Origin of the sequence: Demequina pilifera (genome assembly GCF_048814985.1) — a bacterium.
In the GTDB taxonomy this organism is placed as follows: Bacteria; Actinomycetota; Actinomycetes; order Actinomycetales; family Demequinaceae; genus Demequina.
The window spans coordinates 1-13,651 of sequence record NZ_JBMDTW010000005.1; the positions used below are offsets into that span (position 1 = coordinate 1).

At 67.9% G+C, this 13,651-nt stretch carries 6 protein-coding genes; 3 read left to right on the plus strand and 3 right to left on the minus strand.

Annotated features, from left to right (window positions below; genetic code table 11):
* The 3 genes from ACNI14_RS09930 to ACNI14_RS09940 all read right to left on the minus strand — a co-directional run.
* Window positions 1-5,213: bacterial Ig-like domain-containing protein (locus ACNI14_RS09930; RefSeq protein ID WP_420519864.1), on the minus strand; the 5,213-nt coding region annotated here is incomplete at its 3' end.
* A gap of 591 nt (window positions 5,214-5,804) precedes the next feature.
* Complete coding sequence (locus ACNI14_RS09935; protein ID WP_420519865.1) at window positions 5,805-6,356, minus strand: DUF5317 family protein; 552 nt, start codon at window positions 6,354-6,356, stop codon at window positions 5,805-5,807.
* Between the two features lie 2 nt (window positions 6,357-6,358).
* Window positions 6,359-8,263: a putative bifunctional diguanylate cyclase/phosphodiesterase gene (locus tag ACNI14_RS09940; RefSeq protein WP_420519866.1), complete on the minus strand. Its 1,905-nt coding sequence runs from the start codon at window positions 8,261-8,263 to the stop codon at window positions 6,359-6,361.
* Window positions 8,264-8,949: 686 nt separating this feature from the next.
* Between ACNI14_RS09940 and ACNI14_RS09945 the strand changes: the two genes are divergently transcribed.
* The 3 genes from ACNI14_RS09945 to ACNI14_RS09955 are packed head-to-tail and all read left to right on the plus strand — an operon-like array spanning window position 8,950 to window position 13,615.
* Window positions 8,950-9,972, plus strand: a complete 1,023-nt coding sequence (locus ACNI14_RS09945) for a 3-oxoacyl-ACP synthase III (protein WP_420519867.1) — start codon at window positions 8,950-8,952, stop codon at window positions 9,970-9,972.
* A complete protein-coding gene (locus ACNI14_RS09950; protein ID WP_420519868.1) occupies window positions 9,969-12,638 on the plus strand; it encodes an alpha/beta fold hydrolase in 2,670 nt (889 codons plus the stop codon). The genes ACNI14_RS09945 and ACNI14_RS09950 overlap by 4 nt, the downstream gene beginning before the upstream one ends.
* Window positions 12,635-13,615: an NAD-dependent epimerase/dehydratase family protein gene (locus ACNI14_RS09955; RefSeq protein WP_420519869.1), complete on the plus strand. Its 981-nt coding sequence runs from the start codon at window positions 12,635-12,637 to the stop codon at window positions 13,613-13,615. Before ACNI14_RS09950 ends, ACNI14_RS09955 begins: the two co-directional genes overlap by 4 nt.
* The last annotated feature ends 36 nt before the right edge of the window (window positions 13,616-13,651 follow it).

A 13,651-nucleotide genomic window follows, 5' to 3' on the forward strand; every position in this document is an offset into this window, starting at 1 on the left:
TTCTCCGACGTGATGTCAGAGAACGGAGACTCGACCGGGTCGGTCCACTCGGGCTCTCCCGCGAAGCGGTACAGGAACGCCGCAATCGCGTCACGAGTGATCGGCTCGAACGGACGGAACTGCTGCTCGCCGTTCACCGTCCACCCAGTGGAGATGCCCTCCTGAGCCAGCCACACGATCTCCTCGTAGAACTCCGTGTTCGTGGGCGTGATGTCCACGAACGGAGACTGCGCGGGGAGCGTGACGTCCGGCGAACCGGCGTAGCGGTACAGGAACGCCGCCATCGCATCACGCGTGATCGAGTTGAACGGACGGAACTCCGTGCCGCTCTCGGTGGTCCAACCGCTGGTGATGCCCTGGTCCGCGAGCCACATGATCGACTCGAAGTGCTCCAAGGAACCATCAACGTCCATGAACTCGGACTCCTGCGGAGCCTGGGAGACCGTGACCTCGAACGACGTCGTGATCGACGTGTCCGCGTCATAGGTCACCGTCAGAGTCACATCACCGGCAGCCGACGAATCGAAACCAGTCACCGTGAACTCATCCGCGGTCAGCACCGACGCGGCACTGTCGGTCCACGTCGCCGTGACCTCCAGACCATCCAGGTCCTGAGCGTCACCGACCATGTACTCGGTCTTCGTCGGCAACTGCGTCACCGCAATCGACTCGACCTCGGCCGGCACCTCGGAAACCGTCACGTCGAACGACGTCGTGATCGACGTGTCCGCGTCATAGGTCACCGTCAGAGTCACGTCACCGGCAGCCGACGAATCGAAACCAGTCACCGTGAACTCATCCGCGGTCAGCACCGACGCGGCACTGTCGGTCCACGTCGCCGTGACCTCCAGACCATCCAGGTCCTGAGCGTCACCGACCATGTACTCGGTCTTCGTCGGCAACTGCGTCACCGCAATCGACGCCACCGAGGGCTGCCTCTCGCCGACCGACAGCACGTCGAGGTTGACGTTGCCGTCATCGCCCGACTCGAAGCTCAGCTTGATGGTGTTGGCACCGGTGTTGAGGTCGATGTCACGGGTGACGGTCGCCCACTGGTTCCAGGCACCGGTCCTCGGGAACACCAAGTCCCCGCGGTCCTCGTCGTTGACGAACAGGCTCATGGACTTGTCGCCATCGAACGGGTTGGGCCCGTTGGCGTAGCGGACGTTCACCGGGTAGGTGCCCGCCTCGTCGACATTGACCGTGATCGTGGCAGACGCACCCTCGTCCTGGATGCCGCCCACGAACCCGGTTCCCGAGTAGCCGCTGTGATTGTCTTGGAGTTCAGCGCCGGACTCCAGCACGCCCTCCTCCAGCTCGAACCAGCGATTCTCCGGATAGACCGTCACATCGAACGTCGTCGTCACCGACTCATCCGAGCTCAGGGTCACCGTGAGGGTCTGGTCACCGGCGGTCGACGAATCGAAGCCGGAAACCGTGAACTGATCGCTGCTCAGCACCGACGTCTCAGAGCCGGTCCACGTCGCCGTGACCCCCAGACCGTCGAGAAGGACGTCCTCACCGACCACGTAGTCGGTCCTGGACGGCAACTGCGTCACGTCGATCGACTCGACCGAGACCGGCCCCGCACCGAGCGACAGCACGTCGAAGTTGACGTTGCCGTCATCGTCCGACTCAAAGCTCAGCTCGATGGTGTTGGCGCCCGCGTCGAGCTCCATGGCACTCGTCATGGTCGCCCACTGGTTCCAAGCACCGGTCCTCGGGAACACCAAGTCCCCGCGGTCCTCGTCGTTGACGAACAGGCTCACGGTCTTGTCGCCATCGAACGGGTTGGGCCCGTTCGCGTAGCGGACGTTCACCAGATAGGTGCCCGCCTCGTCAACGTTGGCCGTGATCGTGGTGGACGCGCCCTGGTTGAAGGTGCCGCCCACGTAGCCGGTTCCCGAGTAGCCACTGTGCTCGTTTTGGAGTTCAGCGCCGGACTCCAGCACGCCCTCCTCCAGCTCGAACCAGCGGTTCTCCGGATAGACCGTCACGTCGAACATCGTTGTAATCGACTCATCCGAGTTCAGGGTCACCGTGAGCGTCTGGTCACCGGCAGTCGACGAATCGAACCCGGAAACCGTGAACTCATCGCTGGCCAGCACCGAGGTGCCGCTGTCGTTCCACGTCGCCGTGACCTCTAGACCATCGAGAAGCACGTCCTCGCCGACTACGTAGTCGGTCCTGGACGGCAGCTGCGTCACGTCGATCGAGTCCACCACGGACTCCTCGATCTCCTGGATCCGGATGTTCCGGTAGAAGACCGACTCTCCGGCTCCGTGATTCTGGATGCCGATGAAGCCCTGCCGCAGATCGCGCGCTGCGTCCGTGCTGGTGAAGTCGTTCACGAGCGTGCCGTTGAGGTAGATCTTGATGGTCTCCCCTTCGACGACGATCTCGTAGCCGTTCCACTGGCCCACGGGGTTCAGCGCCTCTTCAACGGCCGCGTTGTCCGCGCCCTGGAAGGTGTAGATCGCACCGGTGGTGCGGTCCTCCTGGTCCGTGGCGTCGATCTGGATCTCGTAGCCCTCGTCGACTGCCACCCACGGGTCGGTGCCCGGGTCGGGGAAGCCAACGAAGACGCCGCCGTTATGGTCGGCGACGAGCTTCCAGTCCAGCTTGAGGCTGTAGTCCCTGAACTGCTCGGGGTACCACAGCAGCCCCATGCCGCCGTTGGTGACCAGCGAGCAGTCATCCTGGCGGGCGAATGCGCCCGCTCCGGCCATGACCCAGTTCTCGAAGCTCGCCAGCGTTCCGTCGAACAGGCTGGTGTAACCCTCCTCGACGTCGGCGGGCGTGCAGATGTCCTGGCTCTCACCGATCGAGAACGCGTCGAAGTTGACGCTGCCGTCGTCGCCCGTGTCGAACTTGAGCTGGATAGTGTTCGTTCCCGCATCCAGTTCAACATCACGGGTGACAGTGGCCCACTGGTTCCACTCCCCGGTGCTGGGGAACACCCAGTCTCCACGGTCCTCGCCATTGACGAACAGGCTCCAGGTCTTGTCACCTTCGAACGGGTGGGGACCATTGGCGTAACGGACGTTCACCGGGTGGGTGCCCGCCTCGTCGACGTTGACCGTGACCGTGGTCGAGGCGCCCTCGTTCACCGTCCCGCCCATGTAGCCGACTCCGGAGAAGCCGTTGTGCTCGGTATCGACGTACGCGCCGAACTGCAGCGCGCCCTCCTCGGCCTCGTACCAGCCGTTGTCCGGCGGCGCGACGTAACCAGGAAGCGAGTTCAGCGTGTACCACGCCTCGGTGCTCCACAGGTCCTTGGCGGTCTCGGATTCGAACGGCCGCGGGGAACGCAGGTGCACGACGTGACCCGGCTCGAGGCCCTCGATGTCGAGGTCGACGGTGGTGCCGTCGGCGGACACGGTGGCGTCGGTGACGAACAGCGTCTCTTCGCCGATCTTGGGTCCGCCGTAGTTGGACGTGGGCGTGTAGCTCCACTGCTTGATCGAGTAGGACTCAGCAATGTTCGCGGCCGTCTCGGCAGAGATCGGCTCGGTGTACTCGATCTCGAACCCGCCCTCGACGACGCGCATCTCCTTCATGTCGAAGGTGTCCTCGCTCACAGGTGCGAGCTTCTGGAGGCCGTAGTTGAGCTTGCCGGACTCGCCCCAGTTGCCGCCCTCGCCGGTGCCGCCGATGTACAGCGAGCCGTCGGGCCCGTCGATCACGCGGTTGACGCCGACCTCGAGGCCTGCCGTGTGGCGGAAGGCCGCACCCTGGTACTCGCCGTCGACCTTCTCGAGGAACGTGCGCTGGAGGCCGCCATAGGTGACGTCACCGAACAGCATCTGTCCCGCGAACTCGCCCTGATCCACCAGGATCGGCGTGCTCGGCGAGTTGCCGATCTCGTTCTGCGGCAGCCACAGCGCCGGCGGGGTCACCGGGTTCGAGTCGAACGGTCCGGGGGGGTTCATGTAGTGGTTGAAGAACCGGTCCTGCTCGACGTGCACGAGCTTCGAGCTCGGCAGCCATCCGCCCTGGTTGTCCATCGCGAAGAGCTCACCCTCGGGGCCGAATGCGATGCCGTTGGGCGTCCGCAGTCCACCCGCGATGTAGGAGACGTCTCCCGTGACGCGGTCGATCGCGAGCGTCGTGCCGCGGTCCTGTGCGGGCTGTGGGTCGGTGGTCGCTCCACCGTTGTCGATCGCCACGGACAGGTTGACGTAGAAGTTGTTCTCGTCGTGGATGAGGCCGAACGCGAACTCGTGGAAGTTGCCGCCGTCGGGCCACGTAGCGAGGGTGGTGTGCTCCTCGTAGAAGCCGTCACCGTCGGGGTCGGTCAGCTCGGTGAGCTGGTGGCGCTCGGAGACGAAGATCGAGTCGCCGATGACGTCGACGCCCATCGGGTTGAGGAGGCCGGTCGCGAGCGGGATCACCGTCACGTCCTCGGGACCGGTGGCCGTCGTCGCGCCTTCAACCATGAAGACCATGCCAGGCTCAGGGTTCGACACCCAACCGCCGGCGTTCACCGAACCGGTGGTGCTGATGACCAGCTCGCCGTTGCCGTCGAAGGCCATTCCGGAAACCTTGGGCTCGAAGCCCTCCGGGCGCAGGTCGATCAGGTCATAGTTGGGGTTGACCGTGTCCAGTCGCAGGCCATCGCCTGCGGTGTCCGTGGCGCCCTCGCAGTACTTGAGCCCGGGGGCGGTGACACGCACCACGCCAGCCGGGGTGCTGAGCACGCTCGTCGGGACGATCTCGTACCCCGTCGCACCCGGGGGGTTCCACTCAAGCAGCAGTCGCTGCCCGCCACCCTGCTCGAAGAACTCGACGAAGAGGTCGTGGTCACCGGCGGTGAGAGACGCGGTGCCCTCCACACTCTCGGTGCCGTGGAGTCCGTCGTTGTCGATGACCTGGTTTCCGTTGATGTGCATCGCGGAGCCGTCATCACTGGTGAGTCGGAAGTCGTAATCGCCATCCTCGGGCACCGTCAGGGTGGCGGTGACGTGAGTGACGAAGTCGTCGACGCCACCAAAGTCCTCTTCCGTTTCGAGGTCGATCTCGGTGATGAGGCGATCGACGTTCGGCGTCTGCCCAGACTTCAGCGTGCACAGCTCGGTCATGCCGGGGGGCATGTGGTACGTGCGCATGGTCGCGCCGGGCTCGGATTCTGTGGCGGCGCTTGCGGGAACCAATCCCGCAGAGGCCAAGAGAGCGCCGACGAGAGCGCCGGCGCCGATCAACTTGGGCTTCATGGACGGATTCGTCCGCCCCCGCGTGAGCGGGTTGGCGATTGGGGGCATCTTTGCTCCTTCGTGTTTTGGGGGGCCAGCACGACGGCAGCGATGCCATCTTTGCCAGCACACATGGGCGGTCAACGAAAGACTTTTGACGCGCCTCGTACAACTTATGTGTGAAGTGCGTCATTGGCAACCCCTGTCTCTGACCCGCACCGATTGTGCGCGAATCGTGACCTTGGTCCCGATGCGGCGCGGGCAGGGCATACGAAAGTCCTCCGGGACCGCCCATTCCTCGACATCTTTAGTCGTATCGATAGCGGCTTTTGCCTGACTGTCGACGGAACAATCCGGGGCGCATTCACCGACCTGAGCCCACCGATCGAGTCGACCGAGTCCGTGCCCACGCCGTCTCGAGAGCCGCCCGTCGTTCAACGGATTGCTGGCGAGCGCGGGCGGTCTCGTGCTCTTAGGCGGCACCCTCGTGGCTGCGCTCACGCTGCGCCAGCGGTAGCGGCTGCTCGCGCAGGGCCCCTGCCGGCCCCGCGCGCAGACGGCGGCACCGGCTTCATCCCGCGCAGTGGGAACCCTGTGCCCGTGGACGGACCGTCAGGCTTGTTGGCGATCCTTCGCCTCCGGGGCAGGGGCGCCTATGCGGCGCGTGCCCACCCACGCCGCGACGCTCACGCCGACCACGATGACCACGTCTCCCACGCTGAAAGTGTTGGCGAGCGGCAGCGGCTCGGGCCACGCGAAGACGTCGCCGAGCCATGGCAGCACGGGGTCGGCCACCACGGCGGAGTTGGCGAACTCGTCGCCGGTGTCGAGCCCCGCGGCGGACACCGCTCCGGCCCTCGCCGGCAGCACACCGCCGTTCAGTGCGATGGTGACGCCGTTCGACAGGGCGCCCACCCCCACGATGAGGGCGCCGGGCATGGCGCGGTTCAGCCACAGGAACGTGCCGGCCGCGACGTACGTGAGGATGTGCAGCACCGGCGCTATTCCATGCAGGGCCGCGACCTGCATGATCACCACCTGCAGCAACAGCGATGCCCAGACCAGGATTGGCCAGCGCCACGGATGCATCAACAGGCCCGCGGGCCAGCGCCCGACGAGCAGCGGAGACAGCACGATGAGGGCGCACACGGCGAGGAGCAGCACGGTCAGCGCCCCCCTTGACGGCCGGTCGACGCGGACTTGCGCTCGCTCTCGAGACGTGTGCTGATCTCCTCTACCGTCGCGGGCAGGCCCAGGTGATAGCCCTGACCGATCACGCGGCCGAGCTGAGCGAGCGCCTGCGCCGTCGCATCGTCCTCGATGCCCTCGGCGACCACGCGCAGGTCCAGAGCGAGGGCGAGGGCGATGGTGGATCTCACGATGATCAGGTCGTGGTGATCGGAGCCGATGTTGCTCACGAAGGACCGGTCGACCTTCAGCTCGTCGATCTGGAGGCGCTTGAGGTAGCTCAGCGAGGCGTTGCCGGTGCCGTAGTCGTCGATGGCGATCTCCACCCCTATGCCCCGGACCGCCCTGATCACCATGTCCGCCCGCACCGTGTCCGACAGGATGCCGGTCTCAGTGACTTCGAGCACGAGGGCCGAGGCCGGAACCTTATGGCGCGCAAGCGCCTCGTAGATCTGCTGCGCCAGCCCTACGTCGGACAGATGCCGGGCGGAGAGGTTGACCGCCACGCGGACGTGGTGTCCCTCTGCACGCCACAGCGCCAATTGTGCGAGCGCGCGCTCGAGCACGAACGAGGTGACGGGGAAGATCAGCCCCGAGTTCTCGGCGAGCGGGATGAAGTCATCGGGGGCGACCGAGCCGCGCGTGGGGTGGTCCCACCGGACCAGCGCCTCGACCGCGACGGTCCGGCGGGTGTTGAGGTCGACCTGGGGCTGATACACGACGCTCAGCTGCTGGGTGTCCAGCGCGGCTCGCAGGTCGGCCAGGAGCTGCAGGCGTTCGAGGGTGTTGACGTCGTACTCGGGAGAGTAGGTGCTGATGCGGTCTCGTTCGAGCTTGGCGTGGTAGAGCGCGATGTCGGAGTTCTTCATCAGCGTCTCGCCGTCATGTCCGTGCATGGGCGCCACCGCCAGGCCCGCGCTCGCCCGCACCAGCAGCTCCAGGCTCTCGATCTGGATGGGCGCGTCCAGCGCGGCGAGAAGGTCGCGAGCGACCTGCCGCGACTCCTCGAGACCGCCGGGGACGACGACCGCGAACTCGTCGCCGCCGAGCCGGTGCACCGAGCCGTGCTCGGGCATGGCGCCGAGGAGCCTCTGGGCCACCTGGCGCAGAATCATGTCGCCCACGGGGTGGCCAAGCGTGTCGTTGAAGTCCTTGAAGTGGTCGAGGTCCAGAAGCACGAGCCCCGGACCGTGACCCGGCGTGTGCTGACCGTTGCGAAGGGTCCGCGTCAACTCCTGGTCTAGCTGGCCGCGGTTGCCCAGGCCGGTGAGTGAGTCATGAGCGGCTTCATGGGCGTGGCGCGCGGCCGCCGAGGAGAACAGGTGAGCAGCGATCACTGGGGCGGCCAGGAGCGCGAGCACGCCCACTCCGTCGGACGCGACATCGGCCGCGATGCCGCCAACGCTGAGCAGCACCAGGTGAGTGAAGAACGAGTCGCGCGCGTCCGTGCGCAGTACGACCCGGAGCGGTTGCCCAGAGGCGAGCGAAACCACCGTGGCCACGAGAAGCCAGTTCACCGCCACCATGGCTACTCCTGCGACAAGCAGGATGCCCACATGGAACGGATCGATCATCATCGGGCCGTTGAAGAACGGCACCTCGGCCAGCCAGCTATAAACGGCTCCGGCTGCGATCACACTGATCGCATACTGCGACGTGTTGAAGAACGACTTCTTGAATTCACGATGGTTCAACGCGTCGTCTGCGACACTCGCAATGGCCTGGACGATGACGGCCACCCCGACACCCGCAAAGGGAATGAGCGCCAGCACGAAGGGCAGGGAGGTCGAGAGCCTCCGGGTCTCCGAATCCCCCAGCACGAGGCGGATCGGCTTGACCTCGCCCGCGATCGCCGCAAAGGCCAGGAACACGGTAGGCCACACGTGGATTCCATCGATCGCTGCATCCCAAGGCGCGCCAACGAGAACGGCGGCGATGCCGACGGTGCCCAGGCCGCACACCACGACCAGGTAAATGGGAAGGAGCGAGGACCGCGCCCGGAGAGGACTCCGGTCGCGGCCCTCGCCCCCGGAGGGGTTTAGACCCACTTCCACCCAGCGCCGACGATCGCGGCGACGGCCACGAGGGTGCTGGCGGAGGCCGTGACGCGCACGACCTTGCTGTTCTGGAGAACGCTCCACTTGTTCATGTATCTCTCCCTTGGTGAGGGGACGATGCCGACGGTCGGTCCCGCCAGCCGGCATCGTCGCCCCCGGCGGATCCGGGTGCTTCGATGCTCGGCCATCGCCCGCTTTGTTGTGGCCCGCCGGACTGCAGGCCACAGTTCATACTGTCGTATTGCGGGCTCCGTGACCAGCATCGAATAGCCGCGTCTGGCAGGTATTTTCCCGTGAAGCCGACTTCACTCGCGCAAAAGCGCCGATGCCTGGCATCGTTGCAGTGGACACACGCGAGCCTGCCGGAGGCACAGGTGCACGCACTCGTGCGTTGGCCTATTAGCCCTCGTGGGTAGGCAATCGCCTCATTTTAAGCCATTACCCTGATGAACTCGGCCCTATCGTGCTATTCACGACAGGAGTCGTCATCTTCCTCTGTAGATAGGACGCACGTGCACGGAAACGCCGCCGCCCGATTCACCAAGGCGACCATGCTCTCGGTCGCCTCTGGCCTACCGAGCGCGGTCACGACGTCGGAGCAGCTTGAAGAGCAACTGGCGGACGTCCTGGACCGCCTGCGGCTGCCCCGCAACCTGCTGGAGCGTGTGGCGGGCATAGCAGAGCGTCGCACGTGGTCGCAGGACGAGGACATGTTCACCGGCACCATCGACGCCGCCAACCGCGCCATGGCGCAGGCCGGGGTCGGTCCAAGCGACATCGACCTGATCATCAACACGTCCGTGTCGCGGCCGCATCTCGAGCCCGCAGTGGCGACGCGTCTTCACCATGGGCTGGGGCTCCCCTCCACGGCCCTGAATTTCGACGTCACCAACGCATGCCTGGGATTCGTCAACGGCATGAGCTTGGCGAGCAGCATGATCGAGACCGGTCAGATCCGACACGCCCTCGTGGTCGCGGGCGAGAACGCCGCCGATGTCCACGCGGCCACCATCGCCCGCCTCCAGTCGGGCACGCCGGACCGCGACGAGCTCATGCAGGAGTTCGCCACCCTCACGCTTGGTTCTGGTGCCGCAGCGACGGTGATGGGCAGCACCGATGACCACTCCGATGGCCACCGTCTGCTCGGCGGCGTCACGCGCGCCGCCACCCAGTACCACGAGCTGTGCGTGGGGAGCACCGACGGCATGTTCACGGACGCGACGGGTCTCCTCAAGGGCGGTCTCGACTTGGTCGTCTCCGCGTGGCACGAGGCCGAACCCGAATGGCACTGGTCGCAGGCCGACCGATTCGTCACACACCAGGTGTCACGCACGCACACCGACGCGATCACCCGGGCCATCGACCTGGACCCCGCCAAGGTCCCCATCACGTATCCGAGGCTGGGGAACGTGGGCCCGGCATCGCTCCCCATCACCTTGGCCGGCGAGCAGGACACGCTGCGCCGGGGCGACCGGGTCGTGCTGATGGGAGTCGGGTCCGGACTGAACACCGCGTTGATGGAGCTCGTCTGGTGACGGACGCCGGCATCCCCGCCCACCTTCGCGGCACCCTGCCGGGCCTCGACCCCGCGTGGAGCCACGTCGTCCGCGTGCCCGCGGCAGGCCAGGACTCCGGCGATTCGACGGGATGCCGTTCATGGCATGTGCTCGACTCCGGACCCGTGCTGGAGCAGCGTGGCCACGAGATCGCGGGCACCGTGCTCGCCGTCCATGGCAATCCCACGTGGTCCTACCTGTGGCGCAGCCTCGTGTCGGCAAGCCTCTCCCAAGCCGACGCGGGCGGCCCGGCCTGGCGCATCGTCGCCGTGGACCAGTTGGAGATGGGCTTCTCTGAACGCACCTCTGTGGCCAGGGACCTGTCGCAACGGGTCGCCGACCTGGGCGCTCTCGTGGACACTCTCGTTCCCGACGGCAGAATCGTCTCTCTCGGCCATGACTGGGGCGGTGTGATCAGCCTCGGGTGGGCGGTGGAGCACGTGGACCGGCTCGCCGCGATCGCGCTGCTCAACACCGCAGTCCATCCGGTGGGAGGGCGCGTTCCTGCACCGCTGCGCCTTGCGGGCGCCACGGGCGTGCTCCCCGCCGCCACTCGCGCGACCACCGCGTTCCTCGACGCCACGCTCGCACTTGCTCGCCCGGCACTCACGCCCGAGGTGCGCGCCGCCTACCGGGCGCCCTACCCGACCGCATCGCGCAGGCGTGGCATCGCTGGCTTCGTCGCCGACATTCCCGCGCGCGACGACCATCCGAGCACCCCCGCCCTCGCATCGATCGCCGACGGGCTGCGGGGCGTGCGGGCTCCCGCGCTCGCCCTGTGGGGACCGCGGGACCCCATCTTCAGCGACCGCTACCTGGATGACCTCGTGGACCGGCTGCCGCACGCACACGTGCACCGCTTCGAGGGCGCCAGCCACCTGGTCGCCGAGGACGCCCCGTGGGCCCCTGCGCTGCTCGACTGGCTGCCCTCAGGCGAGGACCGCGATGCGCGGGTTCCTGCAGGCGACGACGCTCCCCGCGAGGCGGGCACGACGTTCCGGCACCTCGGAGCCGCCCTCGAGGACCGCGCAGACGACCCAGAGGTGGCCATCGTCGACATGTCGCAGAGGCCGCCGCTGCGGGTCAGCTGGCGACTGCTGGCCCGCAACGTCGAACGCCTCGCGGCAGGTCTGATGTCCTCCGGCGTGCAGGCAGGCGACCGCGTCAGCCTGCTGATCCCTCCTGGCCCCGACCTCACCGCAAGCGTCTACGCGTGCCTGCGCATCGGGGCGGTGGTCGTGGTGGCCGATGCGGGCTTGGGGGTGTCCGGGCTGTCACGGGCGGTGCGGGGAGCGCAGTCCGATCTGGTCATCGGCGAGCGCCGCGGCCTGACGGCCGCACGGGCGCTGGGATGGCCAGGTCGCAGAATCTCCACTCGGCCGCTGGCCGCGCCAGCGAGGGCCGCGCTTGGGGTGTCGACCTCGCTGACCGACCTCATGAGCGACGGTGCCCGCGTGCTTGCGGAAGGTGCCGCCCTGCCCCCGCACCCCGGGCCGGACGCCGATGCGGCGGTGCTGTTCACCTCCGGATCCACGGGGCCCGCGAAGGGGGTGCGTTACAGCCACGCGCAGCTCGCCGCCGTGCGAGACGTCCTCGCCGCCGAGCTCGACCTCACACCCGAGACCGGCCTCGTGACCGGCTTCGCGCCCTTCGCCCTGCTGGGGCCCGCGCTCGGCACCCGCTCGGCCACGCCCGCCATGGACGTCTCCGCGCCCCGCACCCTCACCGCCCGCGCCATCGCGGATGCCGTGACCGCATCGGGCGCCAGCACCGTCTTTCTCTCGCCCGCCGCGATACTGAACGTCGACCGCACCGCGGGCGAGCTCACTGCGAGCGACCGCCACGCCTTGAGCGGTGTGACGAAACTGCTGTCGACCGGCGCGCCCGTGAGCGCTCGGCTGCTCGAGTCCATGACCGCGCTCATGCCGGGCGCCACGGCCCATACCCCGTATGGAATGACCGAGTGCCTGCTCGTCACGGACATCACGCTGCCTGAGATTCACGCCGTCGCCCACCGTGACGACGCCGGCGTGTGCGTGGGGCGTCCCGTTCACGCCGCAGAGGTCCTGATCAGCGCTCTCGATTCGGATGGCGCGGCCACGGGCGCACCAGCCGCTGAATCCGGCGTGCTCGGCGAGGTGCTCGTGAGCGCGCCGCACCTCAAGGACAGCTACAACCGGCTGTGGCTCACCGACCGGGCCGCCACCCGTGACACGCCGGGGGGCGGCCGCTGGCACCGCACCGGCGACGTGGGCCATCTCGATGACGAGGGCCGGTTGTGGATCGAGGGACGGCTCGCGCACGTGCTCCTCACGCACAACGGCCCGCTCGCGCCAGTGGGACCCGAGCAGGAGGCCGAGCGGGCCGCAGTGGTACGCCGCGCCGCGGTGGTCGGGGTGGGCCCCGACGGCGTCCAGCAGGCCGTCGCCGTCGTGGAGACGCGGCCGGGCGCGCGGCGCGCGGGCTTGGCTCCCGCGGAGGTCACCGAGCAGGTGCGAAAGGCGTGCGGCACTGCCCTTGCCGCCGTGCTGGTGGTGAAGGAGCTGCCGACGGATGTGCGGCACAACTCCAAGATCGATCGCGCGGCAGTGGCCGCATGGGCAGAGCGCCTGCTCGCGGGCGATCGCGCGGCGGCTCCGCGATGAAGGTGCTCGTCACGGGGGCGAGCGGATTCCTGGGCCGGGCGACCGCCGCTCGCATCGCGCGCGAGGGTCACGAGGTGACGACCCTGCAGCGACGGCCCAGCGAGGTGCCCGGGGTGAGCGACATCGCCGGGAGCGTGACGGACCGCGACCTGGTGCGCGGTGTCGTCGATGGTCAGGATGCCATCGTCCACCTCGCCGCGAAGGTGTCGCTGGCGGGCGATCCCGCCGAGTTTGCACGCGTTAACGTCGAGGGCACGCGGACGCTGCTCGATGCCGCGCGGGACGCCGGCGTGCCGCGGTTCGTCCACGTGTCATCGCCCTCTGTCGCTCACGTGGGAAGCGCGCTCGTGGGAGCGGATGCCGGGACCGCAGATCCGCGACGCGCTCGCGGCGAGTACGCGCGCACCAAGGCGACCGCCGAACTGCTCGCCCTCGGCTACGACTCGCCGACCATGGCGGTCGTCGCCATCCGGCCCCACCTCGTGTGGGGCCCGGGCGACACTCAACTCGTGGCGCGGATCGTGGACAGGGCTCGCCGCCGCCGGCTGCCGCTGCTCGACCACGGCGCCGCCCTCATCGACTCCACCTACGTGGACAATGCGGCCGATGCGATGCTCGCCGCGATCGTGCGCGCGCCAGTGGCGCACGGGCGTGCGCTGGTCGTCACGAACGGGGAGCCCCGCCCGGTGGCCGAACTCCTGGCCGGCATGTGCCGCGCGGCAGGGGTGCCGGCGCCGTCGTGGCGAGTTCCTGGCGGGCTGGCCCGAGGCGCGGGTGGCGTCGTCGAGCGTCTGTGGGCGTGGCGGCCGGGCCAGGACGAACCCCCGATGACGCGGTTCCTGGCCGAACAGCTCTCCACCGCGCACTGGTTCGACCAGCGCGCGACCCACGAGGCCCTCGCGTGGCAGCCGCATGTCAGCATCGACGACGGCATGGCTCAATTGGCGCGGTTCTACCGCCACGCGTCCGATGCGTGAAGCCCGGCTCGCGAGGGCCGCCGCCTGAGCGCCTGA

What these genes read in the sequence shown, in the direction of transcription:
- ACNI14_RS09955 (WP_420519869.1), top strand. Translation starts at nt 12,635, where the DNA reads ATGAAGGTGCTCGTCACGGGGGCGAGCGGATTCCTGGGCCGGGCGACC.